The 25,270-nt window shown below is 69.0% G+C and carries 14 protein-coding genes; 4 read left to right on the forward strand and 10 right to left on the reverse strand.

Features of this window, described 5'->3' with window-relative positions:
• Positions 1-178 precede the first annotated feature (178 nt).
• From BLV63_RS13780 to BLV63_RS13805, 6 genes are all read right to left on the reverse strand, one after another.
• Positions 179-1,144: an AAA family ATPase gene (locus BLV63_RS13780; RefSeq protein WP_066216929.1), complete on the reverse strand. Its 966-nt coding sequence runs from the start codon at positions 1,142-1,144 to the stop codon at positions 179-181.
• 94 nt (positions 1,145-1,238) lie between these two features.
• Positions 1,239-7,286: an Ig-like domain-containing protein gene (locus tag BLV63_RS13785; RefSeq protein WP_254780561.1), complete on the reverse strand. Its 6,048-nt coding sequence runs from the start codon at positions 7,284-7,286 to the stop codon at positions 1,239-1,241.
• A 254-nt stretch (positions 7,287-7,540) separates the two neighbouring features.
• A complete protein-coding gene (locus BLV63_RS13790; RefSeq protein WP_082724297.1) occupies positions 7,541-13,735 on the reverse strand; it encodes an Ig-like domain-containing protein in 6,195 nt (2,064 codons plus the stop codon).
• Positions 13,736-13,865: 130 nt separating this feature from the next.
• On the reverse strand, positions 13,866-14,930 hold the full coding sequence (locus tag BLV63_RS13795) for an adenylate/guanylate cyclase domain-containing protein (protein ID WP_066216948.1): 1,065 nt from the start codon (positions 14,928-14,930) through the stop codon (positions 13,866-13,868).
• A gap of 71 nt (positions 14,931-15,001) precedes the next feature.
• On the reverse strand, positions 15,002-15,592 hold the full coding sequence (locus BLV63_RS13800; RefSeq protein WP_066216927.1) for a PH domain-containing protein: 591 nt from the start codon (positions 15,590-15,592) through the stop codon (positions 15,002-15,004).
• Complete coding sequence (locus BLV63_RS13805) at positions 15,585-16,505, reverse strand: biotin--[acetyl-CoA-carboxylase] ligase (RefSeq protein ID WP_066216921.1); 921 nt, start codon at positions 16,503-16,505, stop codon at positions 15,585-15,587. The genes BLV63_RS13800 and BLV63_RS13805 overlap by 8 nt, the downstream gene beginning before the upstream one ends.
• A 251-nt stretch (positions 16,506-16,756) precedes the next feature.
• Here BLV63_RS13805 and BLV63_RS13810 point away from each other — a divergent pair, with 251 nt between their 5' ends.
• Positions 16,757-18,340, forward strand: coding sequence for an acyl-CoA carboxylase subunit beta (locus BLV63_RS13810; protein WP_066216919.1), 1,584 nt, complete (start codon positions 16,757-16,759; stop codon positions 18,338-18,340).
• Between the two features lie 8 nt (positions 18,341-18,348).
• Complete coding sequence (locus BLV63_RS13815; RefSeq protein ID WP_066216916.1) at positions 18,349-18,597, forward strand: acyl-CoA carboxylase subunit epsilon; 249 nt, start codon at positions 18,349-18,351, stop codon at positions 18,595-18,597.
• Between the two features lie 50 nt (positions 18,598-18,647).
• Here BLV63_RS13815 and BLV63_RS13820 read toward each other — a convergent pair whose 3' ends face one another.
• From BLV63_RS13820 to BLV63_RS13835, 4 genes are all read right to left on the reverse strand, one after another.
• Entirely contained in the window at positions 18,648-19,706 is a 1,059-nt protein-coding gene (locus tag BLV63_RS13820; protein ID WP_254780562.1) for a sulfate/molybdate ABC transporter ATP-binding protein, read from the reverse strand.
• Positions 19,703-20,470 (reverse strand): ABC transporter permease, encoded by a 768-nt coding sequence (locus BLV63_RS13825; protein WP_066216945.1) that lies wholly within the window; start codon positions 20,468-20,470, stop codon positions 19,703-19,705. Before BLV63_RS13825 ends, BLV63_RS13820 begins: the two co-directional genes overlap by 4 nt.
• Positions 20,471-20,613: 143 nt before the next feature.
• Complete coding sequence (gene modA, locus BLV63_RS13830) at positions 20,614-21,426, reverse strand: molybdate ABC transporter substrate-binding protein (protein ID WP_066216911.1); 813 nt, start codon at positions 21,424-21,426, stop codon at positions 20,614-20,616.
• Entirely contained in the window at positions 21,416-21,814 is a 399-nt protein-coding gene (locus BLV63_RS13835; RefSeq protein ID WP_066216908.1) for a TOBE domain-containing protein, read from the reverse strand. The genes modA and BLV63_RS13835 overlap by 11 nt, the downstream gene beginning before the upstream one ends.
• Before the next feature lie 149 nt (positions 21,815-21,963).
• Between BLV63_RS13835 and BLV63_RS13840 the strand changes: the two genes are divergently transcribed.
• Both BLV63_RS13840 and BLV63_RS13845 read left to right on the forward strand, forming a co-directional pair.
• Positions 21,964-23,646: a DUF885 domain-containing protein gene (locus BLV63_RS13840; RefSeq protein WP_066216905.1), complete on the forward strand. Its 1,683-nt coding sequence runs from the start codon at positions 21,964-21,966 to the stop codon at positions 23,644-23,646.
• A gap of 164 nt (positions 23,647-23,810) precedes the next feature.
• The gene (locus BLV63_RS13845; RefSeq protein WP_066216900.1) at positions 23,811-25,214 is read left to right on the forward strand and encodes a dicarboxylate/amino acid:cation symporter; all 1,404 of its coding nucleotides are present in this window, start codon (positions 23,811-23,813) and stop codon (positions 25,212-25,214) included.
• The last annotated feature ends 56 nt before the right edge of the window (positions 25,215-25,270 follow it).

Below are 25,270 nucleotides of genomic sequence, written 5' to 3' on the forward strand. Positions count from 1 at the left end.
CGGGGCGGCGGGCCTCCGGATGGTCCGGTCCTCCCCCGCAGGGGCCGCGGCGCCCTGATCCTGGGCGCGCCGGGCCTCCCGCGCTGCGCGCCGCGATGTGGGGGCGTTCTCACTCATCTGTGGTGTGCCTTCAACTCCGTAGGGACGGTCATGTCGGGGCCGTGTGAACGGCGGAAGGTCAGGCCCTCTGCTGAGGCGCCGCGATCTCGGTGAGGACGCGCGAGATCACCTGCTCCTGGGTCGCCCCGGAGAATTCCGCCTCCGGGTCCATGACCAGACGGTGGGTCCACACCACCGGGGCCAGTTCCTTGACATCGTCCGGCAGCACGAAGTTCCGGCCCTGCGCGGCGGCCCACACCTTGGCGGCCCGAACCATGGCGAGCGCGCCACGCACGGACACGCCCAGACGGGTCTGCGGCGCGTTGCGGGTCTCCTCGGTCAGGCGCGAGATGTAGCCGAGCACGGCGGGATCCACGTGGTTGGTGGACGCCAGGTCCGCCATGTCCGCGATCGCCTTGGTGGTGATGATCGGGGTGAGGGCCTTGGAGCGGTCCTTGAGGCTCGCGCCGCTCAGCAGTTCCACCGTGGAGTTGTGGTCCGGGTAGCCGATGCTGGTCTTGATCAGGAAGCGGTCCAGCTGGGCTTCCGGAAGGCGGTAGGTGCCCGCCTGCTCGATCGGGTTCTGGGTGGCGAGCACCATGAACGGGCGCTTGGCCTCGTAGGTCACGCCGTCCACGGTCACCCGGGATTCCTCCATGACCTCCAGGAGCGCCGACTGGGTCTTCGGCGAGGCACGGTTGATCTCATCCGCGAGCACGATGTTGGCGAACACCGGGCCTTCGTGGAAATTGAACTGCTGCGTCTTCTGGTCGTAGATGTTCACGCCCGTCACATCGGACGGCAGGAGGTCCGGGGTGAACTGGATGCGGTTGTGCGTCCCCTGGACACTCGCCGCCAGGGCGCGGGCCAGGGAGGTCTTGCCCGTCCCCGGGGCGTCCTCGAAGAGCACGTGGCCCTCCGCGAGCATGCTCATGACCGTCAGCCGGATGACGTGCTGCTTGCCCAGCACCGCCTGGCCGACGTTGGCCACGAGTTTCTCGAAGGTCCCGGCGAACCACGTGGCCTGCTCGGTGGTCATCGTCATGATGCTGTGTTCCTTTGTGTCGAGTGAATCTGTTGGGGAGTGTACTGGGCCAGGGCGTTTTCTGGATGGCCGGTGTATGCCGGGTGGACCGAGACTAGCAACGCACGTTTCCGGAAACCACCCGCACGGTGTCGGCGCGGACCCAGCGGTCCGCGTAGGCGCCACCGGAAATGTGGTACCAGCCCGAACCGCCAAACGGGTTGCCGCAGCGGTCCACAGGGACGTCGTTCCCGGTGTGGAGCCACGGGAACGGCGCGGCCGTGCCGCCACCACTCGCAACTCCGTAGCAGGACTTGGGCGGTCCGGCGCTGTAACCGGTCCGGCCGTTCTGACCACCCGTCGCCTCCGTGCAACTGTTCACCGACGAAGCGGTCACCGAGACCTTGTCCTGTTCCGGTGCCGCACCCGAGGTCGAGGTGTCCGAGCCGGCCGGACCCACGACGACCGTGAAGGCCCTCACCCGAAGCGTCTTGGTGACGCTGTAGTTCGCCACGCTGCGGGAGTAGCTGTGGGTGCCGGCGCTCACATTCTGCCAGCCGTTGCCGTCGTAGTTGATCTGGTAGTACTGGATCGCCCGGCCGTTGTTCGCCGGGGTGTTCCAGGTCCAGCTGACGGTCTTGTCTCCGCGGGATGCCTGGCTGCCCTTCACCACCGGAGCGTCCGGCGGACCGTAGGGATTGCCGGAGCCCACGTTGGTGTCGTTGCCGGCCCGGCTGCTCCGCGTCGAGTGCGCCATGATGGTGATGGCGATGTTGCTGCCGTTCACGCCGACGTTGACATTTCCGCCCCCTGCTGGGATGGATCCACCCACGCCGTTGCTGGAGCGCCAGGTGTAGCTGATCTCGTCACTCGTGGACCCGTTGCGCGCGGGCCCGCTCAAGGGGGTGAAAGTCACCTTGAGTTCTCCGGACTGCCCGGTGGGCGCGACCGACCCATTGGTCACCTGCCCGGGCTGCCCGGCAGCCCGGACCGCGTTTGACCGGGCACTCGTGGCACCCTTGCCCGCCTTATTCGTGGCACTCACCGTGAAGCTGTAATCCGCTTCGGAATTGTCCATGGAGACATTCGCGCTCGTCTGGCCGCCGGGAACGCTGAGGGTCTTGACCACGGCCCCACCTTGATAGGTGGTCAGAGTGTAGGCGGAGATCGCGGCGCCGTTGGGATCCGGGGCGGTCCATTCGACGGTCAACTGGCTCTGCGTACCGAGGGATTCCGCCGACGTCGCACGCGGCGCCTGCGGCTGCGCCGGGACGCCGGCCGGGGTTTCGGCCGCCGAATAGGCGCTGAACTCACTGGGCTCCGGGGCCTGGTTGGAAGCCCTGACCCGGAACTTGTACGCCACGCCGTTCTTCAGCCCCGTCCACACGGTGCTCGTGCCTTTCAGGCCCGGCTTGCTGGACACCCCGTTCGGAGCGGGCGGGGAGATCTCGAGCTCGTAGGACGTGACCGGTGAGCCCTTGGTGACCGGCGGCTGCCAGGCCACGGAGATCTGCTGGTCACCGAACTTGGTGGTCGGCGGGTTCGGCTGCTCCGGGCGGGTGTCCGGGCGGACCTCCGCCGACGGCGCCGAGGCCTGGGACTCGCCGACGGCGTTGGTCGCCGTCACCGTGAAGTGGTACTTCACGTTGTTGGTGAGGCCCGTCAGCGTGCAGCTGTTCGCCGGGCACTGCTGCGTGAAGCCGCCCTCGCCCTTGACGGTGTAGTGCTCGATGGGCGCGCCGCGGTCCGCGGGCGGACGCCAGGTCAGCAGCGCGGTGCGGTCACCCACATTACTGGCGCTCGGTGTGCCCGGAACGTCCGGCTTGTCCCGCACGGTCAGCCTGATCCGCGCGGTGGCGGTACGGCTCGGGTCGTCCTTCTTGTCCCGGACCGCGTAGGCGACGACCATGGTGCCGCTGAAGCCCTGTGCCGGGGTCACCTGGACCTGGTCGCCCTGCACGAGCGCCGTGCCGTTGCCGGTCTCGACCACGGCGCTGGCGATCTTCAGCGGCGTCTCGGGATACGGGTTGACGTCATTGGCCAGCACCGGCACCGAACGGGGCTTGCCCGCGTCGGCATCCGCGACCGTGTCGTCGTTCGCCACCGGCAGCGGCCGGACGGAGGCCTTGGCCACGAGCGTGAAGGACGCGACGGCGGTGCCGCCCCGCCCGTCGTCGGCCTTGATCCGCAGCGTGCCGCGCGTGCCCGGCTTCGGTTCGCCCTTGAGCGAGGACTTGAGCGTCGCGCCGTCGACGCCGGCGTCGAAGCCCGCGGGGGCGTCGCCCTCCAGGGAGAAGCGCAGCTGGTCGCGGGAGTCGGGGTCGCTGGCGAGCTTGGACAGGTCCACCGTGGCGCCGCCGTCCTCCGCCACCTCGACGGTGCTGCCGAGGAACCGCGGCGGGTGGTTTCGGTCGGGATCGGCGATCACCTTGGTGCGGATGGTGAGGGTGGCTTTGAGGCCCTTGGGATCGTCCGGCGCGTCGCCGTCGGTGACCTCGAAGCTCAGTGAACCCGGGCCCACGTACTCCCGGTTCGCGGTGTAGCGCAGCGAGCCGCCGTTATCGCGGACGGCGTCCTGGGCGTTGGCGCCGATCATGGTGACGCGGTCCACCTGGGTGATCCGCGGGGTGCGCCCGTCACGGACCTTCACCCATTCCTTGAGCTGGTAGTCCAGGCTGCTGCCGGCCTTGACCTCGAGCACGTCGTCCTTCGCCAGGACCGGGATCTGCTCCCCCACGCCCGGGACCCAGACGATCGCGGTGGCCTTGAGTCCGTCCACGTCCTCGACGGTGTACGGGACGAGCTGCGCGTCCTTGGTCAGGTTGACCGCCAGGCCGCCCTTGCCGTTCGGATGGGCGTTGGGGTTCTCGCTGGAGATCTTGAGCTTCTCCCCCACGCCGTCAGGGTCCTCGTCGTTGTCCAGGACCGGCACGTCGACGCTCGTCTTGCCGAGTGTCTGCGCCTGGGTCACGCGGTCGTCCCGCGCGATGGGCGCCTTGAGCGGCACGTCCTTCCGCGCGATGATCCGCACGGAGGCGTCCGCCGTCGCGCCGCGGGAGTCGGCGATGGTGTACCGCAGGCTCGCGGTCCCCTCCTCCTGCGGAGCGGTGGCGAGGATCCGGTGGCTCGTGTCGCTCACAGTGGCCTTCAATGCGGCGTTGGCGTCGAGCCGGTCCTTGAGGATGCCGATGGTGTCGCCGTCCGGGTCCGAGTCATTCGCCAGGGCCGCGACTGCGACCTCACGCCCGGGCCGGACCGTGACCGAGTCGTCCACGGCGGACGGGCTCTGGTTCACCTCGGGCAGCGGCGCCACGCCGACGGTCACGAGGGCCGTCGCGACGGCGCCCTGCCGGTCCTGGATCCGGTACTGGAAGGTGTCCGTGCCGAAGGCGTCCGTGGCGGCCGTGTAGTCGATGTAGTTGCTGCCGAGCTGGACCGTGCCCTTCTTCGGGGCGCTTTCCACGCCCACGAGCTGGACCGAGTCGCCGTCGGGATCCACCGCGTCCATCGGGATCGCGATCCGCACCGTGCCGCCCGCGATCACGCGGCTGGTCACGCTCTTGGCCTGGGGCCGGGAATTCTCGCGGCCCTCGATGGGCAGGATGTGGATGGTCACCGGCGCAGCGCTCTTCTGGCCCTGGGGATCCACGGCGTTGTAGACGACGCGCACGGTCTTCGGGGTCGGGCCCGCCAGGAATCGCACGGTCTTCTCGGAGACCCACGCCTTGCCCTCCGCGGCGTCGGGCAGCTCCGTGAGCTTCTGGTCGACGCTGAGCTCCTCACCCTGCGGGTGGGTGTCGTTGGCCAGGACGGGGATGGTCACGACGTCGTTCACCCGGACGTTGACCTCGTCCGGTTTCGGCTCGGGCGCCTGGATGACCGCCGGGGCCGGCACGGGGATCACGGAGATGGTCCCCGTGGCGGACTTGCTGCCGTTGGAGATGGTGTAGCGGATGGTGCTCGGGGCGTTGGCGCCGCGGACATCGGTGATCCGCAGGACCTCGTGGTTCAGGATCGTCGCCGAGATCCCGGAATCCGGGTCGACGGTGATCGACTGGAGCACCAGCACACCGCCGGCGGGGTCGTCGTCGTTCTCCAGCGGCGCGACGAGCGCCTGGCCGCCGGTGGGCAGGAGCGCGACGTCATGCACGGCCGACGGCGCGCCCTCCTCGCGTCCGGACGCCACATCCACGCGGATGAGCCCCACATTGCTCTGCGGGCCGTTGCTGACGACGTAACTGAGGTAATAGGTGCCTTCGGACTTCGCCAGGAAGGTGAACGTCCCGGCATCGGTGACGGGGCCCAGCTGGGCCTTGCCCTGAGCGTCGACGCTCGCGAGGCGGAGGTTGCCGCCGTTCGGGTCGACGTCGTTCTTCAGCGGGGAGATCGTGGTCGGCTGGCCTGCCACCGCGTTGACGTGGTCAGCGTTGACCTGCGGAACCAGCGCGCCGTTGGGCCGCACGTCCACCGTGACGCGGCCCGTGGTGGATTCCCGTCCGTCCCACACCGTGATGGACACGGTCTTGCGGCCGGGGCCGGTGCCCGCGTCGTGGAAGGTGAGCATGCCGTCGCGGCGGACCTTCACCAGGTCCTGGGGGTTCTCAGTCTTGGCATCCATGAGCACGAGCTCATCGCCGTCCGGGTCCATCCAGTCGAGCAGGACGTTCTGGCTGACCTGTTTGCCGTTCTCCACCACCAGGGTGGTCCTGCGCTCCGCCTTCAGCCGCGGAACCGAGTTCTCCTGGGGACCCACCACCCGCAAGGTGACCTGGGCGGTGTTCGTGCCGCTGCGGCCGTCGTTGGCGGTGTACCGGAAGGTCTCGGTGCCGGGCGCCGTGGAGGCCGGCACTGCGATCTGGAAGGCCGTCTTGCCGTAGATGGGCTCGACCGTGCCCGCCTTGGGCCCGTTGCCCTCCACGGACGCGGTCAGGACGTCGCCGTCGGGATCCGAGTCGTTCTCCAGCACGGGCAGGACCGTGGTCTGGCCGGGCCGCACGCCGAACGTGTCCGGTTTGGCCGTCGGGGGCCGGTTCGGTTTGGTGCGGTCCGGGAGGACGTTCCGAGCCGTGGTGTCGGAGGAATTGTCGTCCTGGTTCGAGTTGTGGTTCTTCGGAGGGATGACCTCGTCCCAGTTGTCCACCAGCAGCATGTCCTGGTTGACCAGCCACACGACGCCGGAGTTCACATCGTTCAGGACCACGTTGTCCCGGTTGACGCGGAAGACGTACTGCGGGCTTTTGCTGGCCTGCGGGATGTCCTGCTTCTTGTCATCCGCCGGGTTCTGGCACTGCCGGACGTACTTGTTGACACCGGCCCAGGCGGCGTAGGTGCAGCCGTTCAGCTGCACCGGGGCGGCCGGGGCGCCGGAGCCGTCGACCGGCGTCTTGGCGGCCTCGCCGCCGGACAGCGGAACCTTCCACAGCGCGGTAGGGGTCGCGAGCACGACGGCGTCCCCTCCGGAGCTGGGCTGCTGCAGTTTCGCATCGCGAGAGTCGGGGATCGTGATGCTGGAACCGTCCTCCCGGATCACCCGGCCGCTCGTCGCTTCAAAGGCGACCACGGTGTCACCCACCGTGGTGAGCTGAAGATCGCCGGTGTCCTTGAGCGCGGTCACGGTCCTGGTCTGGCGTTCGACACCGGCCCCCGGGGCGGACTGCCGCAGTTCCGTCAGCTCGCCTTTGGAGCGGTTCAGCGTGTGCACCGTCCCGTCCGGCCCGGTCAAGGTGTTCTGTCCGTTGGCGCCCTGAACGGCCACGGGCGTGTTCTCGGGATTGAAGCCGGAGAGCTCCTCGGGGGTCGTCACCCAGACCTTGCCGCTGGACACCTCGGTCAGCGCGACCGTCTGGCCGCCCAGGGAGAGGGAGGTGGTGGGTGGCAGCTTGAAGTCGGGGCCGAGCCGGACGGCCGCGGGATCCACCGCGTTCACGCTGCTTCCGGCGCCGTCCTGCACCAGGATGCGGCTCGCGTCCTGCTGGATGTCGAAGCGATTGCTGGCGGGCGTGACAGCTCCGTCAAGCACCCGGGACGCGTAGTTGAGCCGGCCCACGGCGTTGCGGGCGTTGGACGTGACCCAGACGCCGCCGTCGTTCAGGTCCACATCCGCGGTTTTGAAACCCGGGTAGGCGATCGCCGCGGCCGCCAGGGAGAGCGAAATGGCTGTCACCGAGGTCACCGCGATGACGCGCCGGGCTCTCCGCCCGAATCTGGGGAAGCTGCCGGCTGGGCTCACGGTGCGGTCCTCACGGGTCGTAGTCGGTCAAGGAGAAGAACGGACCTCCCCCATGAGGTCAGTCATATGTAGCGAGTCTTGCACTCACACTCCAGACTCAAAAGTAACTTCGGCAGAATAACCGGTGCAAGCGTCTGCCATGGGGACTGCTCCCCATGGCAGACGCTCTCCCGCCTTCGTTTGGCGCCTCAGCAGTGCGGCACGTCGTTACCGCCGGGCTCGCCCAGGGTGGTGTGACCAGTGATGACGTACCGTCCCGCGTTCTTGGATCCATTCGCGACCTGGTACCAATTGAAGCTGCCCTTGTTACCGATTCCGCCTCCGTCGGCTTGGTATCGATTATCGAAAGTCACCCAGCACTTCACCGCGAAGGAATCACCCGGGCCGAACCAGGGCGCGTTGTAATTGGCCTGACCGTCACAGGTGTGGTTGGCATCGCTCCAGTTCACTCCGTTGTAGGTGTAACTGCAGCTCCGTTCCACGACCGCCGGATTCAAGGCAGTCTGCCATTCGGTCTTGTGCGCCCCCGAGGTCGCACTCGCCGAGGCGATCGACCCAGCGGTCCCGAGTGAATTGAAGGTCTGCACCCTGATGGTCGCCCTCTTGCTGTAGCCGCCCGTGTCGTAGGTCCGGGACCCGTTGGCCGCCACGGTCTGCCACGCGCCGTTATCGATGCTGATCTTCGTGACGGCCACGTCGTTGGTGGCATCCGGCGGCGAGGACCAGTTGAACTTCACGTTCGTGTTGTTGAGCGCTCCATCCTGGCCCGAGGCGCTCGGAGTGCCCGGCGCGCCATAGGGGGTGGTGCTGGACGGCGCGCTGGCGTCGGAACTGGGCGCCACAGTCGAGTCGGCCACCACGGTGATCGTCTGAGCACTCCCGTTAGAGAGCCCCCCGATGGTCTGGCCGGGGGTAATCCTTCCGGTCTGCCCTGACGGGCTCGCGTTGTAGTGGTAGCTGACTTCGGAGACGCTGGACCCGTTGCGCTGCGCGGCAGTGAGAGGTGTGAAGTTCACCGTGATCTGGTGGCCGTTCCCTCCCGTGTTGGCCGGCGTCGCCTTGACTCCCTGGGGTGTCCCCAGCTTGCCTGTCGCCCGGCGGGGGGCGCTCGGCGCCGAGACAGGGCTCTTGCCGGCCTTGTTCTCCGCTTGCACCGTGAAGGTGTACTCGGTCTCCTGGTTCGAAACCTGGAACTCCGTGCTGAGCGCGCTCCCCGACACGGTCTTGGTCAGATCTGCCTGTCCACCGCCGTGGCGGGTCACAAAGTAGTTCTTCACGGGGTCGCCGTGCGGGTCCGGGGCGACCCAGTCGACGGCGACCTGGTTCGTCGTGCCCACGGCGGAGAGCACGCGAGTGGTGGGGGCGGCCGGCTGCGCCGGCGGGGCCGCCGGGTGATCCGACGCGGAGTAGGAACTCCAGTCGGACGGCGTGGGCGCCTTGTTCACGGCCTGGACGCGGACCCTGTACTCGGTGCCGTTCGTCAGTCCGGACCAGGTGTAGCTCAGCCCGGTGACGCCGGTCTTGCTCCCCACACCGCTGGCGGGCGGCGGGGAGATCTCCAGGTTGTAGCTCGTCACCGGCGAGCCCTCCGTCTTCGCGGGGGCCCAGGTGATCGCCATGTTCTGGTTCCCGGCCTTCACCGTAGGGGCGTCCGGCTGGTTGGGCTTCACGTCCGGGCGGACCTCGTTGGATTCTGCCGACGGCTTCGAGTCCCCCACCTCGTTGGTCGCGACCACGGTGAATCGGTACGGGACATTGTTCTTCAGCCCCGTCAGCGTGCACGTGGTGGTGGTGCATTCCTGGGTGAACCCGCTGTTGGACCGCACCGTGTACTTGGTGATCGGCGCGCCGTTGTCCGAGGGCGGCGACCAGTGCAGCACGGCCGTCTTGTTGCGGACATCCGTCGCGGTGGGCGCGGACGGAGCGTCCGGCGCGGCCCGGACCGTGATCTTCACCCGGCCCGTCGCACGGCGGGACGGATCCTGCGTCTTGTCCTCCAGCGAGTAGCGCACCACCAGGACGCCGCGGTAGTCCGCTGCCGGCGTGACGGTGAGTGAGTCCCCGTTGATCACGGGCGACCCGTTCGTGCTCCCCGTCTCGACCTGGGCATCCACGACCTTCAGCGGGCTTCCCGGGAAGGGGTTGACGTCGTTCTCGGTGACCTTGACGGTCACCGGCTTCCCGGCGTCGGCCTTGTCCACCACGTCGTCATTGGCGACCGGGAGCGGGCGCGTGGACGCGACCGCCTGCAGGGAGATCTCGGCGCGCACCGGTTCCGATCGGCCATCGGTCACCGTCACGCCCACCACCTGGCGGGCGCCGGCGGCGGTGCCGGCTTTTCCGGTCACCTTGAGCTGTGACCCTTCGAGGGTGATCCCGAACTTCTCGGCCGACGGCGTGCCGTCCAGGGCGAAGCGCAGCTTCTCCTGATCGCCCTGATCGACGTCCTTCGCGAGACGGCTGAGGTCCAGGGTGACGGTCTCCCCGTCCGGAACGTCCAGCGGGCTCCCCAGGAACGTGGGCGCGTGGTTGGCGTTGGGATCCGGGTTGACCTTGGTGAGGATGGTCAGGGTGGACTTGAGGCCGTCGGCGTCGTCCGGGCCGCTGCCATCCGTGACCTCGAAGGTCACCGAGCCCGGGCCCACGAAGTTCTTCAGGGCCGCATAGTGCAGGGTGGCACCGTCGGAGCCGAGCACCTTCTCCGCGGAGGCGCCCATGACCTTGATCTTCTCGGCCACGGTGATGCGGGGCGTCCGTCCCGGGCGCACGGCGACATAGTCCGACAGTTTGAGGTCGACGCTCTGACCCGCCGTCACCTCGACCACCTGACTGTTCTTGAGTGCGGGCAGCATCTTGCCCTGACCGGGCACGTGCATGATGGCGGTGGCGGTCAACCCGTCCAGGTCGGTGACGGTGTACGGGATGAGCTGGGCGTTCTCCGCGAGTTTCACGCGCACCTTGCCGTCCGGGCCCAGGCTCGCGTTCGGGTTGCCGTCCGGGAACGTGATCTTCAGATCCTCGGTCACCCCGTCCGGGTCCGAGTCGTTCTTCAGCACCGGGATGTCGACGGCCGTCTTGCCGAGCGTCTCCGCGAGGGTCACGTGGTCATCGTTGGCGATGGGCGCCTTGGCCACGGCCTTCGGGTTGACCTTGAGGACGACGACGGCACTCGCCTGCGCGCCCTTGTCATCGACGATCGTGTAGCGGATGTTGTGGGTGCCCTCCGCGCCCGGCGCGGTCAGAAGGACGCGCCCGTTCTCGGTGGCGGACGCGTTGAGACCGGACTCGCTCTCGAAGCGGTCCTTCACGAGCGCGATCGGGTCCCCGTCAGGATCCGAGTCATTGGCCAGGGCGTCGACGGCGATCCGTCGGCCGGGCTTGACCTCGGCGTAATCGTCCACCGCCAGTGGTTTCTGATTGACGGACGCGGCCGGAGCCACCCCGACGATCACGGTGCCGGTGTTCTCGGCGCCGATGCGATCCCGCACCCGGTAGGTGAAGGTGTCCGTTCCGGCCGAGGCGGAGCCGGCGATGTACTCGATGACGCCCTCCCCCAGCACGGCCGTGCCCAGGGCCGGCGCCTTGTCGACGCCCACGAGCTCCACGGAGTCGCCGTCGGGGTCGATGCCGTCCAGCGGGATGGCGATCTTGATCTTCATCCCGGCCAGGACGCGCGCCGTGACGTTCTTCGGCTCGGGACGGGCGTTGCGCTCGTCGTCGCGGGCCTTGATCCGGATGGTGAGCTGCGCGGAGTCGGCCTGACCGGACTCATTCAGCACCTTGTACGTGGCGTAGACCGTCTTGGGGGTCGGGCCCGCGAGGAAACGGACGGTGTTGCCGGAGGTGAAGATACGGCCGTCGGCGCTGTCCGGCACCTCAGGCAGCTTCGAGTCCAGTGTCAGCTTCCCACCGTTCGGGTCGACGTCATTCGCCAGGACCGGGATGGTGACCACGTCACCCACGCGGACCGTGGCCTCGTCGTCCTTGGCCTGCGGGGCCGGCAGTTTCGACGGCGACGGGATCACCACGACGGCGATCTCGCCCGTGGCGGACGCCTTGCCGTTGGAGATGGAGTACTTGAGCGTCACGGTGCCCTGGGCGTGCAGATCCGTCACGCGGACGACGCTGTGGTCCAGGACGGAGACGCTCACGGGTGCGCCGTTCGCAAGCGTCACCGACTGCACCACCAGCACGCCGCCGGCGGGGTCGAAGTCGTTGCCGAGGACGTCCACCAGGGTGCTGCCGCCGCTCGGCAGCTGCGCGACGTCGCGCACCGCGATCGGCGGGCCGTCCGCGTTCGACGGGACCACGTCCACGCGCACGAGCTGCTGCGCCGCGGCCGGGCCGTTGGTCACGGTGTAGGTCACATAATGGGTGCCCACCAGCGTCGAACTGAACTGGAAGGTCTGCTGGTCGGCGCCGATCACCGCCGTCGACTGCGCGTCGGGAGCCACTCGGGCGAGCCGGAGGGATCCGCCGAGCGGGTCGACGTCGTTCTTCAAGGGAGCGACGGTGATCTTCTGGCCGGCGGGCACGATGACCGAGTCCGCGTTGGCCAGCGGCGGCAGAGCGCTCGGCGGCTTGACGTCGGCCGTCACGCGGATCTCGGCCGTGTCGCGTCCGTCCGAGACCCGGAGCGTCAGGGTGCGCTTGCCCGGCGAGGACCCCGCGTCCTGGAGCGTCAGCTGGCCGTCCGGCCGCGTGCGCACCACGTCGCCGGCATTGCTGCTGGTGGCGCCGGTGAGGAACATGTCATCCCCATCCGGGTCCATGAAGTCCGGCAGGACGTTCTGCACCACTTGCTTGCCCTGCTGCAGGACCAGGCTGGGCACGCGCCCCGGCTTGAGCTGAGGCTTGCGGTTGACCTCGGGCGGGACGACGTCCAGCGTCACCTGCGCCGCGTCCTGACCTCCTCGTCCGTCGTCCGCGATGTACTTGAACTCGGCGCTGCCGCGTTTGTCCGCCGGCACGGAGACCTGGAATCCGGTCCCGCCGTAGATGCTCTCCACGCGTCCGATGGACGGCTGGCCTTCCGCCCGCACCCTCAGCACGTCGCCGTCGGCATCCGAGTCGTTGTCCAGCACGCTGAGGATCGTGGTGCGGCCCGCGCGCACGCCATAGCTGTCCGGCTTCGCGACCGGCCGGGTGTTGGGCTTGCTGCGGTCCGGCAGCGTGGTCTGCTGCACCTCGTCGGCGGAGTCCTTGTCCGCGTCCTGCGAGGTGTTCTTCGGCGGAATCACGTCGTCCCAGTTGTTGACCAGCAGCATGTTCTGGTTCACCAGCCAGACGTTGCCGGCGTTGATGTCGTTCAGCACCACCAGGTCGCGGTTGACGCGGAACACGAACGACGGCGAGGCGCTGGCCTGCGGGACGTCGCGCTGCTGGTCATCGGCCGGGTTCACGCACTTGCGCACGTAGCGGTTGCTGCCGCTCCACGCACTGTAGACACAGCCGCCCTGCTGCACCGGCGCGGCGGCCACACCGGTCCCGCCGGCGTCGACCGAGGTGGCCTTGCCGCCGTCGAGGGGCTGGACGATCAGCGCGGTGGGCGTGGCGATGGCCACCTGATCCGCATCCGGCCCGCTCTGCTGGAGGCGGGCGTTCCGGGCGTCCGGCACCGGCACGGTGCGGCCGTCCGGCAGGAAGAGTTTGCCGCCGGCCGGATCGAGCACCACGGTCTTCTGCCCGAGGACCGCCATCTGCACCTCGCCTGCGCCCTTGAGATCCGCCCAGTCCCTGCTGGCGCGGTCCGTGACGGCGCCGGAGTCGTCCAGGGAGAACTGCGTGACGGTGCCCTTGGCCGGATCCACCACGGCGACGTGGCCGTCGGCACTGACCGCCGCCCGGATCCCGGCGCTGCCCTTCACCGTGGGTTCGGCGGAGTCCGGTGAGTAGCCGCTCAGAGCCTCGGCCTTCATCGCCCAGACCTGGCCCTTGGACGGATCCGCCACCGCGATGACGTCCCCGCCGATCGAGGACGTGGAGGACGCCGCGAGTTTCTGCTCGCCGCTCAGCCGCACTTTGGCGGGGTCGACCTGGCCGAGGGCCGAGCCCTGACTGTCCTGCACGAGGACGTTCTGGCGGGACTGGAGGATGTCGAAGGAGTTGCTGGCGGGCGTGACCGCGCCATCCAGCACCCGGGAGGCGTAGTTGAGGCGGCCCACCGCATTGCGGGCGTTCGAGGTGACCCAGACGCCGCCGTCGTTGAGGTCCACATCAGCGGTCTTGAAACCGGGATACGCGATGGCCGCCGCGGCCAGCGACAACGACACGACCGTCACCGAGGTGATGCCCAGCACGCGCCGGCCGGTCCGGCCGAGGTTGAAGAACCGTCGCTTGCCCCCGGCACTGAATCCTTGTGGTTTCGTTCCGTCAGGGCTCACGTCAATCCTTCGATGTCATGCAGGAGAATGCGGTGTCGGAGCGGTCCCCGCCAGGACGCTCCTGTCCCCTGAGTTTTTCACGCCGGTGATCCAACTCAAAAGTAACATCGAATGAATAATTACGGGAGGCTCAGTCCACCACGAGCCCCGGGCCCGCTCCCCGCTCCAGCAGAACCGGCGAGATCTCGCCGAATCCGCGCACGTTCTCCGGCTCCTGAGGAGTCAGGATGTAGCGCTCGTCCCCCGCCAGGACACTGGCCGTCAGAGAGTCGATCAGCACCGTCCCCGGCTCGGCGAGCGCGGTGAGGCGCGCGGCCAGGTTCACCGTGGGACCGTAGATGTCGCCCATGCGGGAGAGGATCCGCCCCCAGACCAGGGCCACGCGGGTCTTCGGCAGGATCTCGTCGTCTTCGAAGGCCTGGGAGAGCGCCAGGGAGATCTCGGCGCCGGCGGTCGGGGTCTCGGCGACGTAGAGCACTTCGTCGCCGATGGTCTTGACCAGCCGGCCACCGCCCACGGAGATGATCTCCGCGCACTTGTTCTCGAACCGCTGGACCAGCTGAGCCAGGGTGCGCTCGTTCATCCGGCGGGACAGGCTCGTGTAGGAGACCAGATCGGCGAAACCCACGGCGCGGGCCAGCGGCAGCGGAGCGTCGTCCTCGTCGCCTTCACGGCCTTCCTCGCTCGCCTCAAGGCCGGAGGCGGCGCGGACCGAGAGCCGCTGGACCGCGGCATTCAGCTGACGGCGCCAGGAGTACCGGAGCACCTGCTCGAGCGGGTCGATCAAGGCGGGAAGAACGTCCACGATGTTCTGCCGGGCTTCGGCGTCCGGGATGCCCTGGTTGGCCATGAGGTCTTCGACGAGCGCCTCGACCTGCCACACGACCATGCGGTCGGTCATCTGTCCGATGGAACGGGCGATCGAGATGGCGGTCTCCTCGGTGAGGAGGCCTTCGCGCACCAGTCCGACGATCGTCTCCAGCGCCTGCTGGTCCGACTCGGTGAAGGCGACGTCCTGGTCCCCCCAGTTCGGGAAGCCGAGCGCGCGCCAGATCTTGCGGGCGGAGTGCAGCGACACGCCCACGCCGGAGGCGACTTCACGACGGCGGAGGGTCCGGTCACCGCCGAGCAGCCGGCGCTGCAGTTCACGGACCGAGCCGACCTGGGGAAGGGAGGTGGTGGGCACGGGCACCACGGGGGTGTGTGCGTCGGAGTCCGTCTCGTGCGGGTCGACGGCGGGGGCGGCCTGTCCGGAGGTCTCCTCGCTCACTCTTCACCTTCTCTCAGTTCCCAGGGCAATGCGGGGTCGTGGAAATCGTCGATCGTGTCGTCCGGATAGATGACCCCGTCCGGGAGATCGTCGAGCGCATCCTGGATGAAGGACCGGAAGGTCTCCACCTCCGGGACGTCGCTCAGCACCCCGAATCCGCCATGCCGCAGTTCCAAGGTTATAGTCCCCGAACGCAGAGGCCGTTGCAGGAGTTCCTGGCGGGTCTGGACCGCTTGGACGCCGGCCAACAGGTACTGGCGCGTGACCTTGGCGAGGACGCCGTTGACGATCAGGATCCGCTGGCTCGTGAGCACGTAGCGGGTGCTGTTCCAGGCGATCACCCGCGGCAGGGTGAAGAGCAGCAGCACGGCCACGCCGAGGATCACACAGGCCAGCGTCAGGTACGGCGTCGATCCCTGCGGCAGCCACGGGAGGAGACGGTTCAGATTGCCCCGGCCCACCCAGGCCGCGGCGAACGACGCCGCGGCGAGGGCCAGGATCCCGGCGGTGACGGGCCAGATGAGACTGCGGGCCTGGGGCCGGGTGGTGCAGATGAGCTGTTCCCCCGGAAGCAGGGCCTTACGCATAGCCGCCGGCGCCGTCGGGTCCATGCAGGCGCAGGTGCACGACGTCGCCGGCCGTGACCGTGTGCTCCAGGCCGTCCTCGGTGAGGAGCACCAGGGAGCCGTGGTGATCGAGCCGTTCCGCGCGGCCCACCACGTCGCGGTCTCCGGGAAGGTGCGCCTTCACGGTCCGGCCCAGTGTCACGGTGGACTGCGTCAGACGGTGGTGCAGCGAGGCTTCCCCGGCAAGGCCGGCGTCGGGGTCGCCGTCCGAGTTGCAGTAGTCGCGGTAGAGCTGGACGAAACGGCGCAGATAGGCCGCCACCAGTGCGGTCCGGTCGAGGGGCCGCGCCCCGGCCAGCAGCAAGGAAGTGGCCGTGGGAACCGGCAGCTCCTCCGCGGTCAGGCTGACGTTCACCCCGGTCCCGAGCACGACGACGGGCGGCTGGCCGTCCGCCGGGAAGTGCAGCTGAGCGAGGATGCCGGCGAGCTTGCGCTCACCGAGGAGGAGATCGTTGGGCCACTTCACCCCCGCATGGACGCCGCAGATGTCCTCGAGCGCCAGGCACCAGGCCTCGGCCGCGAGCAGCGAGAACCAGGAATAAGAATCGGTGGGCAGGGGCCGGCCCTGAGCGTTGACCGGCCGCAGCACGATCGAGACGGCCAGCGCCGACCGTGGCGGGGCCTCCCAGTGCCGGTCGAGCCGTCCCCGGCCGGTGCTCTGGTGATCGGCGATCAGGACGCTGAGGTCGGGGTACTCGGTGCGGCCCCGGCCGTCTTCGGAACCCAGGGCGGCCAGCAGGTCGGCATTGGTGGAGCCGGTGGTGTCCACGTGATCCAGCCGGGCGAGACCGAGGGCCTGGACCAGGCCGTTGCGGAGCATGCCCGCGTCGAACGGCTCACGCCCTTCCACGTGCTGAGAGTCCTGTGCGTCCATACTGTCCAGCCTAGTACGCGAGGGGTCCCCCGCCGAGCGAAGCGAGAGCCGGGGAGCGGACTGGGCGCTAGTATGTGGAACCCTGTCGGCGACGCTCTCGCAGCAGTCCATGCCTGGACACGGGACTTTGTAGGGTTCCTACAGCGATCAGCGCCGGACCCCTGGCTAGACTGGCTCTCAGGCTTGTCGAATGTGCACAAGCAACACGTACGCCAGCGGCACAGGACTGTGCCGGACCGGAAGTGAGGACCATGAGCCACGACCTTGCCACCACCGCGGGGAAGATCGCCGACTTCCGGGACCGTCAGGCCCAGGCCCTGGTCCCGTCCGGCCAGGAGGCCGTCGAGAAGCAGCACGCACGCGGCAAGAACACCGCCCGTGAGCGCATCGACCTGCTCGTGGATGAAGGCTCCTTCGTCGAGTTCGACGCCCTCGCCACGCACCGCTCGACCGCGTTCGGCATGGAGAAGAAGAAGCCCCTGGGCGACGGTGTGGTGTCCGGCTACGCCACGGTCGACGGCCGCCTCGTGGCCCTCTACAGCCAGGACTTCAGCGTCTACGGCGGCTCCCTGAGCCAGGTGAACGGCGAGAAGATCGTCAAGGTGCAGGAGTTCGCCCTGCGCAACGGCTGCCCGGTGATCGGGATCAACGACGGCGGCGGCGCCCGTATCCAGGAAGGCGTGGCCTCTCTGGCGATGTTCGCGGACATCTTCCGCAACAACGTGCACGCGTCCGGCGTCGTGCCCCAGATCTCGCTCATCATGGGTCCGTGCGCCGGCGGCGCCGCCTACTCCCCCGCCCTGACCGACTACGTGGTCATGGTGGACAAGACGAGCCACATGTTCATCACCGGCCCGGACGTCATCAAGACGGTCACGGGCGAGGACGTGGACATGGAGACCCTCGGCGGCGCGCGTCAGCACAACGCCACCACCGGCACCTCCACCTACCTGGCGAGCGACGAGGCGGATGCGATCGAATTCGTCCGCGAGCTGCTCGACTTCCTGCCGAGCAACAACCTCGCCGAGGCGCCCATCCTGGAGCACGGCCAGGAGCTCGACGTGGACGAGGACGATCTCGCCCTGGACACCCTCATCCCGGACTCCGCGAACCACCCGTACGACATGCGCCGCGTGATCGAGAACGTGGTGGATGACGGCAACTTCCTGGAGATGCAGGCGCTGTACGCCCCGAACGTCATGATCGGCTACGCCCGGATCGAGGGCCACACGGTCGGCATCGTGGCCAACCAGCCCATGCAGTTCGCCGGCACCCTGGACATCGCCGCCTCCGAGAAGGCCGCCCGCTTCGTGCGGCACTGCGACGCGTTCAACATCCCGATCGTGACCCTGGTGGACGTGCCCGGCTTCCTGCCCGGCAAGGACCAGGAGTTCCAGGGCATCATCCGCCGCGGCGCGAAGCTGCTCTACGCCTACGCCGAGGCCACCGTTCCGAAGCTGACCGTCATCACCCGCAAGGCCTACGGCGGCGCGTACATCGTGATGGGCTCCAAGAAGCTCGGCGCGGACCTCAACCTCGCCTGGCCCACCGCGCAGATCGGCGTCATGGGCGCCCAGGGCGCGGTCAACATCCTGTACCGCCGCGATCTCGCCGCGGTGCAGGCGGAGGGCGGCGACGTCGAGGCCCGCCGTGCGGAACTGATCCGCCAGTACGAGGACGAGCTCCTCAACCCGTACCAGGCGGCGGAGCTCGGCTACATCGACGCGGTCATCGCCCCCAGCGAGACCCGCACCCAGCTCATCCGTGGCCTCCGGGCCCTGCGGGACAAGCGTGCCGGCCTGCCCGCCAAGAAGCACGGCAACATCCCGCTCTAAGGACGATCATGGCCACCACCACCGACGCGCCCCAGGGTGACGCGGAGAACGCCCAGCCGTTCCTCACCGTCACCCGGGGCAACCCCACGCCCGAAGAGCTCGCCGCGCTGACCGCCGTCGTGAGCGCTCTCGCAGCGGGTCAGCCGCAGGAGACCGCGAGCCCCGCCCGTCACTCCGAGCGTTTCTGGCACCGCCGCGCCCAGTTCAACGTGCCGCTGAAGGCCGGTCCCGGCTCCTGGCGCCGGTCCCGGGGCTGAGTCCCGCTCACTGATTCCGGCTGGCTGAGCCGGGCAGGCCGAATCCGCGGTCAGGACGCCGGGCGGTACCGCCGCACGGCGCCGTCAGGGACGCTGAACCAGAGCGGTGAACCCGGGCTCGCGTCCATGGCCGCGACCAGACTGACGTCCGCCTCGGCGTTCACCTCGTGCCCGGCGGCCTCCCCCGCCGCTCCTTCGGCGCGCAGCAGCACGGTCTCCCCGCGGGGTTCCAGGGCCTGGGCGGTGACCGGGAAGTGCTGAGCCCCGGAGGGCAGGCCGCTCCCCTCCGCACCGAGGCCGGGTTCCCGCGCGGACACGACGACGTCGGCGGCCCGGAAGGCGAGCGCGTCCTCTCCGGTGCGGATCAGGTTCAGCCCAGCCAGCTTCGCGGCGAAGACGTTCGGAGGGCGGGTGAACAGCTCGCGCGTCGGCCCGGAGGCCACCACACGCCCGTCGTGCAGGATCGCCGTGTGACTGGCAAGCGTGAGGGCATCGAGGATCTCGTGCGTGATGAGGACGGCGCTCTGGCCGGCCAGCAGCTCCTTGAGGATGCCGCGCATCCGGGTCGAGGCCGTCACGTCGAGGGCGTTGAGGGGTTCGTCCAGAACCAGGAGCCGGGGCCGGGTGGCGAGCGCTCGGGCCAGCGCCACGGTCTGCGCCTGTCCGCCCGAGATCTGCCAGGGTTTTTCGCCCGCGAACTCTCGTCCTCCGACCTTGTCCAGCCAGCCGAGCGCCTCCTCACGGGCCCGGGATCTGGATGCGCCCCGGCTGCGGGGACCGAACGCGACGTTGTCCAGAGCGTCGAGATGCGGAAAGAGCATCGGGGCCTGGGCCATGAGGGCCACCGACCGCCGGTGCGCGGGGACGTCGACGCCCCGGGCGCTGTCCAGCAGGGTCCGCCCGCCCAGGACGATCCGGCCCTCGGCCTGTCGCCGGGATCCTGGAAGGGTGCCCGTCACGGCCGCCGCGAAGGAGGACTTGCCGGCGCCGTTGGGACCCATGATCGCCAGGGTGTCGCCCTCCCCCAGGCCGAGCCGGAGGTCGAGGCCACGGGAGGGCACGCGGACGTCGGCGTCCAGGAAGGCGCCGCTCATCGCACGCCCGCTCATCGCACACCGGCCTTGCGCCGGACCCAGGGACCGTGAGCCAGCCCGACCACGAGCACCGCCACCGCCACGAGCAGCAGGGCGAGCGCGGCGGCCGCGTCGGGGTCGCTCTCGCGGGCGAGGTAGATCTCCAGGGGCAGGGTGCGGGTGACGCCTTGCAGATTGCCGGCGAAGGTCAGGGTGGCGCCGAACTCGCCCAGGCACCGCGCGAACGCGAGGACGGCGCCGGAGAGCAGCCCCGGCAGGGCCAGGGGCAGCGTCACCCTCCACCAGGTGGCCGCGGGGCTGGAGCCGAGGGTCGCGGCCACCGTCTCGTAGCGCACGTCGCCGCTGGACAGCGCACCCTCCATGCTGAGCACCAGATACGGGAGCGAGACGAAGGCCTGGGCCAGCACCACCGCGGCCGTGCTGAAGGACAGCTCGACCCCCACGGCTCGAAGGGGCGGTCCCAGAAGCCCGAACCGGCCGAAGGCGTACAGCAGGGCCAGACCGCCCACGACCGGTGGAATCACGAGTGGCAGGAGCACCAGGGCCCGCAGCACTCGCTGGCCGGGGAACCGCGCCCGCGAGAGGACGGCGGCCAGCGGCACCCCGAGCACGATGCAGAGTACCGTGCTCAGGCAGGCCGTGCGAAGGCTGAGGGACAAGGCGTCGACAGAGGCCTGGCTCGTCACCAGGGGGATGAAGTGCGCCCAGTCGACCTTGAGGGCCATGGCCAGGGGCGGCACCAGGATGAAGGCGAGCCCGAGCACGGCCGCCAGCAGCATCCAGCCGGGCACCCCGTTCAATCGGGCGCTGTTCGATCGGGTGTCGTTCAGCCGGCCACCGTCCAGCCGAGCACCGTCACGGCGGTTCCTCCCGACCCCGGCCCTGCCACGCGGAGCCCGGGTGGCCTCGCCACCCGGGTCGCTCACGGCTTGCCGAACCCGGCCTCGGCCAGGACCTTCTGCCCCGGCGCCCCGGTCAGGGCGGCGAGGAAGGTCCTGCCGCCGTCGCGGTCCGGAGCGCCCTGGACCAGGGCCACCGCATAGGTGTTGACGGCGGCGCTACTCTGCGGGAAGTCGACCGCCTTCACGGCGCCCTTCGAACCTTGCGCATCGGTGCGGTAGACGAGCCCCGCGTCGGCTTCGCCGGACGAGACCTTGCCGAGCACATCCGTGACGGCGAGTTCCTCGCTGACCGGCTTGATGTCGAGCCCGGCCGCCTTCTCCACCTTGTGGCTCGCCGCGCCGCACGGCACCTGCGCCGCGCACAGCACCGTCTTGACACCGGGCTTGGCCAGGTCGGCGAGCGCGGAGATGTTCGCGGGATTGCTCGGCGGCACGGCGATGGTGAGGGTGTTGCTGGCGAAGTTCTGCGCCGCGCCGTCGAGCGAGCCGGCGTCCTTCAGCTTGGCCATGGTCGCCAGGTCCGCGGTGGCGACCACATCGGCCTTGGCGCCGGCCTTGATCTGCGCCACGAGGTCCTGCGAGCCGGCGAAGTTGAACTTGAGGTCCAGCTCGGGGTGCTCGGCACGGAGCTTCTCCGCAAGGGTGGTGAAACTGGATTTGAGGGAGGCCGCTGCGAAGACCACCACGGTCGTCTTGCCGGCGTCCTGCGGAGACGCGCTTCCGGAGGCGGGGCTTCCGGAAGCGCCGGAGCACGCGGTCAGAGCGAACGACGCCGCCACGAAGGCGACGGCGGCCTTGCCGAGGGGCGGCCGGGAGAGGATCTCACGCTTCATCAGGGACCTCCACGATCACATTGGTCGCCTTGACCACGGCCACGGCGAGCTTTCCTTCACGGATGCCGAGTTCCTCGACGGCCTCCGTGCTCATGAGGGAGACGATCCGGTGCGGGCCGCACTGCATCTCCACCTGGGACATGACCTTGTCCGAGACGACGCGGGTCACCAGGCCGACCATCCGGTTACGGGCCGAACGGCCCACCTTCGTCGGGTCGGCGGGCTGCGCCGCCTGTTCCCGGGCCAGCGCGGCCAGGGACAAGGCGTCCACTTCGGTCACTCCCCCGCCGCGTTCCACCTTCAGGAGGCCGCTGTTGAGCCACCGGCGCACGGTGTCGTCACTGACCCCCAGGAAGGCGGCGGCATCCTTGATCCGGATTCCACTCATGGTGCGAGCATAGCCAAATATTCGCCTTTGCGGTTTTTCGATCGGCCTGGGATCGCAAATGCGACCATTCCGTTCGACAGTGCCGTGTCCTCGTCACGACCGGCAAGGTTTTCAAGCACTCCTTTCGAAAAAATGCCTACGCTAGGACTGTGACTGAGACCACCACGCGCCCCAAGACGGCCATCGACCATCTCGCCGACAGCTACACCGCACGTTTACTGGAACTCGATCCCGCCCTGGCGACGAGTCTGGGACTGCCGGGTCACGAAAGCGAGTACCCCGACTTCTCCCCCGCCGGTCTGGAGGCGTTCGCCCGCCTGGACCAGGAGACACTCGCCGCTCTCGACGGGCTGGAGCCCGTGGACGACGTGGACCGCGTGACCCTGGACGCCATGCGTGAGCGTCTGGGCCTCGCCGTGGAACGCCACGCGAGCGGCTGGACCCTCGCCGAGCTGAACAACATCGCCTCCCCCGCGCAGGACATCCGCGCCATCTTCGACCTCATGTCCACGGACACCGAGGAGCACTGGGCCCACATCGCGGGCCGCGCCCACAACGTCCCGGCCGCGATCGACGGCTACATCGAGTCCCTGCGGACCGCCCAGGCCCAGGACCTCGTCTCCGCCGCGCGCCAGGTGCGGATCGTGATCGACCAGGCCACCGGCTATGCCGCGGAAGACGGCTTCTTCGCGAAGCTCGCGCGGGAGGCCGCGACGTCGTCGGGGCCCCTGCCGCAGGAGCTGCAGGCCACGCTCGACGACGGCGTGCGCCGCGCACGGGAGGCCTACGGCACGCTGATCGACTTCCTCCGCGAGGAGCTGCTTCCGGCCGCACCGGAGAAGGACGCCGTGGGCCGCCAGCGCTACGCCCTGGCCAGCCGCACCTTCCTGGGCGCGACGATCGATCTGGAGGAGAGCTACGCCTGGGGCGTGGCCGAACTGGACCGCCTGATCGCCGAGCAGGAGAAGGTCGCCCAGCAGATCAAGCCCGGCGCCACCATCGAGGAGGCCAAGGAGATCCTCAACGCGGACACCTCCCGCCAGCTCCAGGGCACCGACGCGCTGCGCGCCTGGATGCAGAAGCTCTCCGACGAGGCGGTGGCCGCTCTCGCCGGAACCCACTTCGACATCCCCGGCCCCATGAAGACCCTCGAGTGCATGATCGCCCCCACCCAGGACGGCGGCATCTACTACACCGGCCCCAGCGACGACTTCTCGCGCCCCGGCCGCATGTGGTGGTCGGTCCCGCCGGGCGAGGACGAGTTCACCACCTGGGCCGAGACCACCACGGTCTACCACGAGGGTGTTCCGGGACACCACCTGCAGGTCGCCACGGCCGTGTACCGCAAGGAGCTCCTGAACGACTGGCGCCGCAACATCTGCTGGGTGTCCGGTCACGGCGAGGGCTGGGCGCTCTACGCGGAGAAACTCATGCAGGAACTCGGCTTCCTGTCCGACCCGGGCGACCTCATGGGCATGCTCGACATGCAGCGGATGCGTGCCGCCCGCGTGGTCTTCGACATCGGCGTGCATCTGGAACTGGACATGCCGGAGCGCTGGGGCAGCGGCCCCTGGACGGCGGAGAAGGGCTACGAGTTCCTGCGCGCCAACCTGCCCATCAGCGAGGGCCAGCTCCAGTTCGAGTTCACCCGGTACCTGGGGTGGCCGGGCCAGGCCCCGAGTTACAAGATCGGCCAGCGCCTCTGGGAGCAGATCCGGGAGGAACTCCAGGAACGTGAGGGCGAGTCCTTCGACGTGAAGGCGTTCCATTCCAAGGCGCTGAACATCGGTTCGGTGGGTCTGGACGTGCTGCGCACCGCGCTGCTCGGCTGACCACCTGGACGACGACGGCGGGCGGCCCCGGACGGGTGCCGCCCGCCGTCGTCGTACCCGTCGGATATTCCCGGATTTGAGGAATCTCTCAGAAATCAGGCGGAAAAGTAACACTGCTCAACGCAAAGTGGAATATTGTTACGCTGATTTCTATTGTCCTGTGGGTGAGTACAGAGACCAACGCACCCAAGGCACCGAGCCGCCTGCCCCGCTGGGCCGGCAACTTCGGCGTCCAGATCATCGCCGCACTGGTGCTCGGCGTCGTCCTCGGCCTGGTGGCCAGGAACCTCGGGGGCACGAAAGATGACCCGAACGGCCTGACCATCACCCTCCAGACCATCGGCTCCAGCTACGTCGCGCTGCTGAAGACCGCCGTGGTCCCCCTCATCTTCACCGCCGTGGTGAGCTCCATCGCCAATCTGCGCGCCGTCACCAACGCCGCCAAACTGGCCTGGAACACCCTCCTGTGGTTCGCCATCACGGCCCTCATCGCCGTGCTGATCGGCATCGGCCTGGGCATCCTGTTCCAGCCGGGCGCCGGCACGGGCATCAGCGAGGAAGGGGCCAAGTACTCCGGCAGCGCCGGCAGCTGGTGGGCCTTCCTCCAGGGCCTTATCCCTCGCAACATCCTCGGCCTCGAGGTCAGCACCAAGATCACCGACGGCGTGGCCTCCACGAGCGTCAACTTCAACGTCCTGCAGATCCTGGTCCTCGCGATCGCCGTCGGCGTCGCCGCCCTGAAGGCCGGCAAGAAGGCGGACAAGTTCCTGGACTTCAACGCCTCCGCGCTGGCAGTCATCCAGAAGGTCCTCTGGTGGATCATCCGCATCGCCCCGATCGGCACCATCGGCCTGATCGGCAACGCGGTCGCCAGCTACGGCTGGGACACCATCGGCGCGCTCGGCAAGTTCACCGTGGCGATCTACGTGGGCCTCGCCCTCGTGCTGTTCGTGGTCTACCCGATCCTGGTCCGCAGCCATGGCCTGTCCATCAAGCAGTACTTCTCCGGCGTGTGGCCCGCCGTCCAGCTGGCCTTCGTCTCCCGTTCGTCCGTGGGCACCATGCCGCTGACGCAGCGCGTGACCGAGCGCAACCTGGGCGTCCCCAGCGGTTACGCCTCGTTCGCCGTGCCGCTCGGCTCGACCACCAAGATGGACGGCTGCGCCGCGATCTACCCGGCCATCGCCGCCATTTTCGTGGCCCAGTTCTTCGGCATCAACCTGGACTTCGGCCAGTACCTGCTGATCGTCCTGGTCTCGGTCCTCGGTTCCGCGGCCACCGCGGGCACCACGGGCGCCGTGGTCATGCTGACGCTGACCCTGTCCACCCTGGGCCTGCCGCTCGCCGGCGTCGGCCTCCTGCTGGCCATCGACCCGATCCTGGACATGGGCCGCACCGCGGTCAACGTCGCGGGTCAGGCGCTGGTCCCCACGCTCGTGGCCAAGCGTCAGGGCATCCTGGACCTCGACCTCTACAACGCACCGCGTCAGGGCGTGGCCTTCTCCGACGACGTTTCCGAGGACGTCGAGGAGGGTTCCGAGAAGGAACTGGTGGGCGTGGATCGCTGATCCCGCCCGCGGCCTCCCTCGCCGCGCAGCCTCCGTGCTCGCGAAGTGACAGTTGG

This window comes from Arthrobacter woluwensis, assembly GCF_900105345.1.
Lineage (GTDB): Bacteria > Actinomycetota > Actinomycetes > Actinomycetales > Micrococcaceae > Arthrobacter_E > Arthrobacter_E woluwensis.

Excerpts from the sequence above, each read along its gene's own strand:
- BLV63_RS13780 (WP_066216929.1), bottom strand. The coding sequence starts at position 1,144 with ATGACGATGACCACCGAGCAGGCCACGTGGTTCGCCGGGACCTTCGAG.
- BLV63_RS13800 (WP_066216927.1), bottom strand. The coding sequence starts at position 15,592 with ATGCGTAAGGCCCTGCTTCCGGGGGAACAGCTCATCTGCACCACCCGG.
- BLV63_RS13805 (WP_066216921.1), bottom strand. The coding sequence starts at position 16,505 with ATGGACGCACAGGACTCTCAGCACGTGGAAGGGCGTGAGCCGTTCGAC.
- BLV63_RS13810 (WP_066216919.1), top strand. The coding sequence starts at position 16,757 with ATGAGCCACGACCTTGCCACCACCGCGGGGAAGATCGCCGACTTCCGG.
- BLV63_RS13815 (WP_066216916.1), top strand. The coding sequence starts at position 18,349 with ATGGCCACCACCACCGACGCGCCCCAGGGTGACGCGGAGAACGCCCAG.
- BLV63_RS13820 (WP_254780562.1), bottom strand. The coding sequence starts at position 19,706 with ATGAGCGGGCGTGCGATGAGCGGCGCCTTCCTGGACGCCGACGTCCGC.
- BLV63_RS13825 (WP_066216945.1), bottom strand. The coding sequence starts at position 20,470 with ATGCTGCTGGCGGCCGTGCTCGGGCTCGCCTTCATCCTGGTGCCGCCC.
- modA (WP_066216911.1), bottom strand. The coding sequence starts at position 21,426 with ATGAAGCGTGAGATCCTCTCCCGGCCGCCCCTCGGCAAGGCCGCCGTC.
- BLV63_RS13835 (WP_066216908.1), bottom strand. The coding sequence starts at position 21,814 with ATGAGTGGAATCCGGATCAAGGATGCCGCCGCCTTCCTGGGGGTCAGT.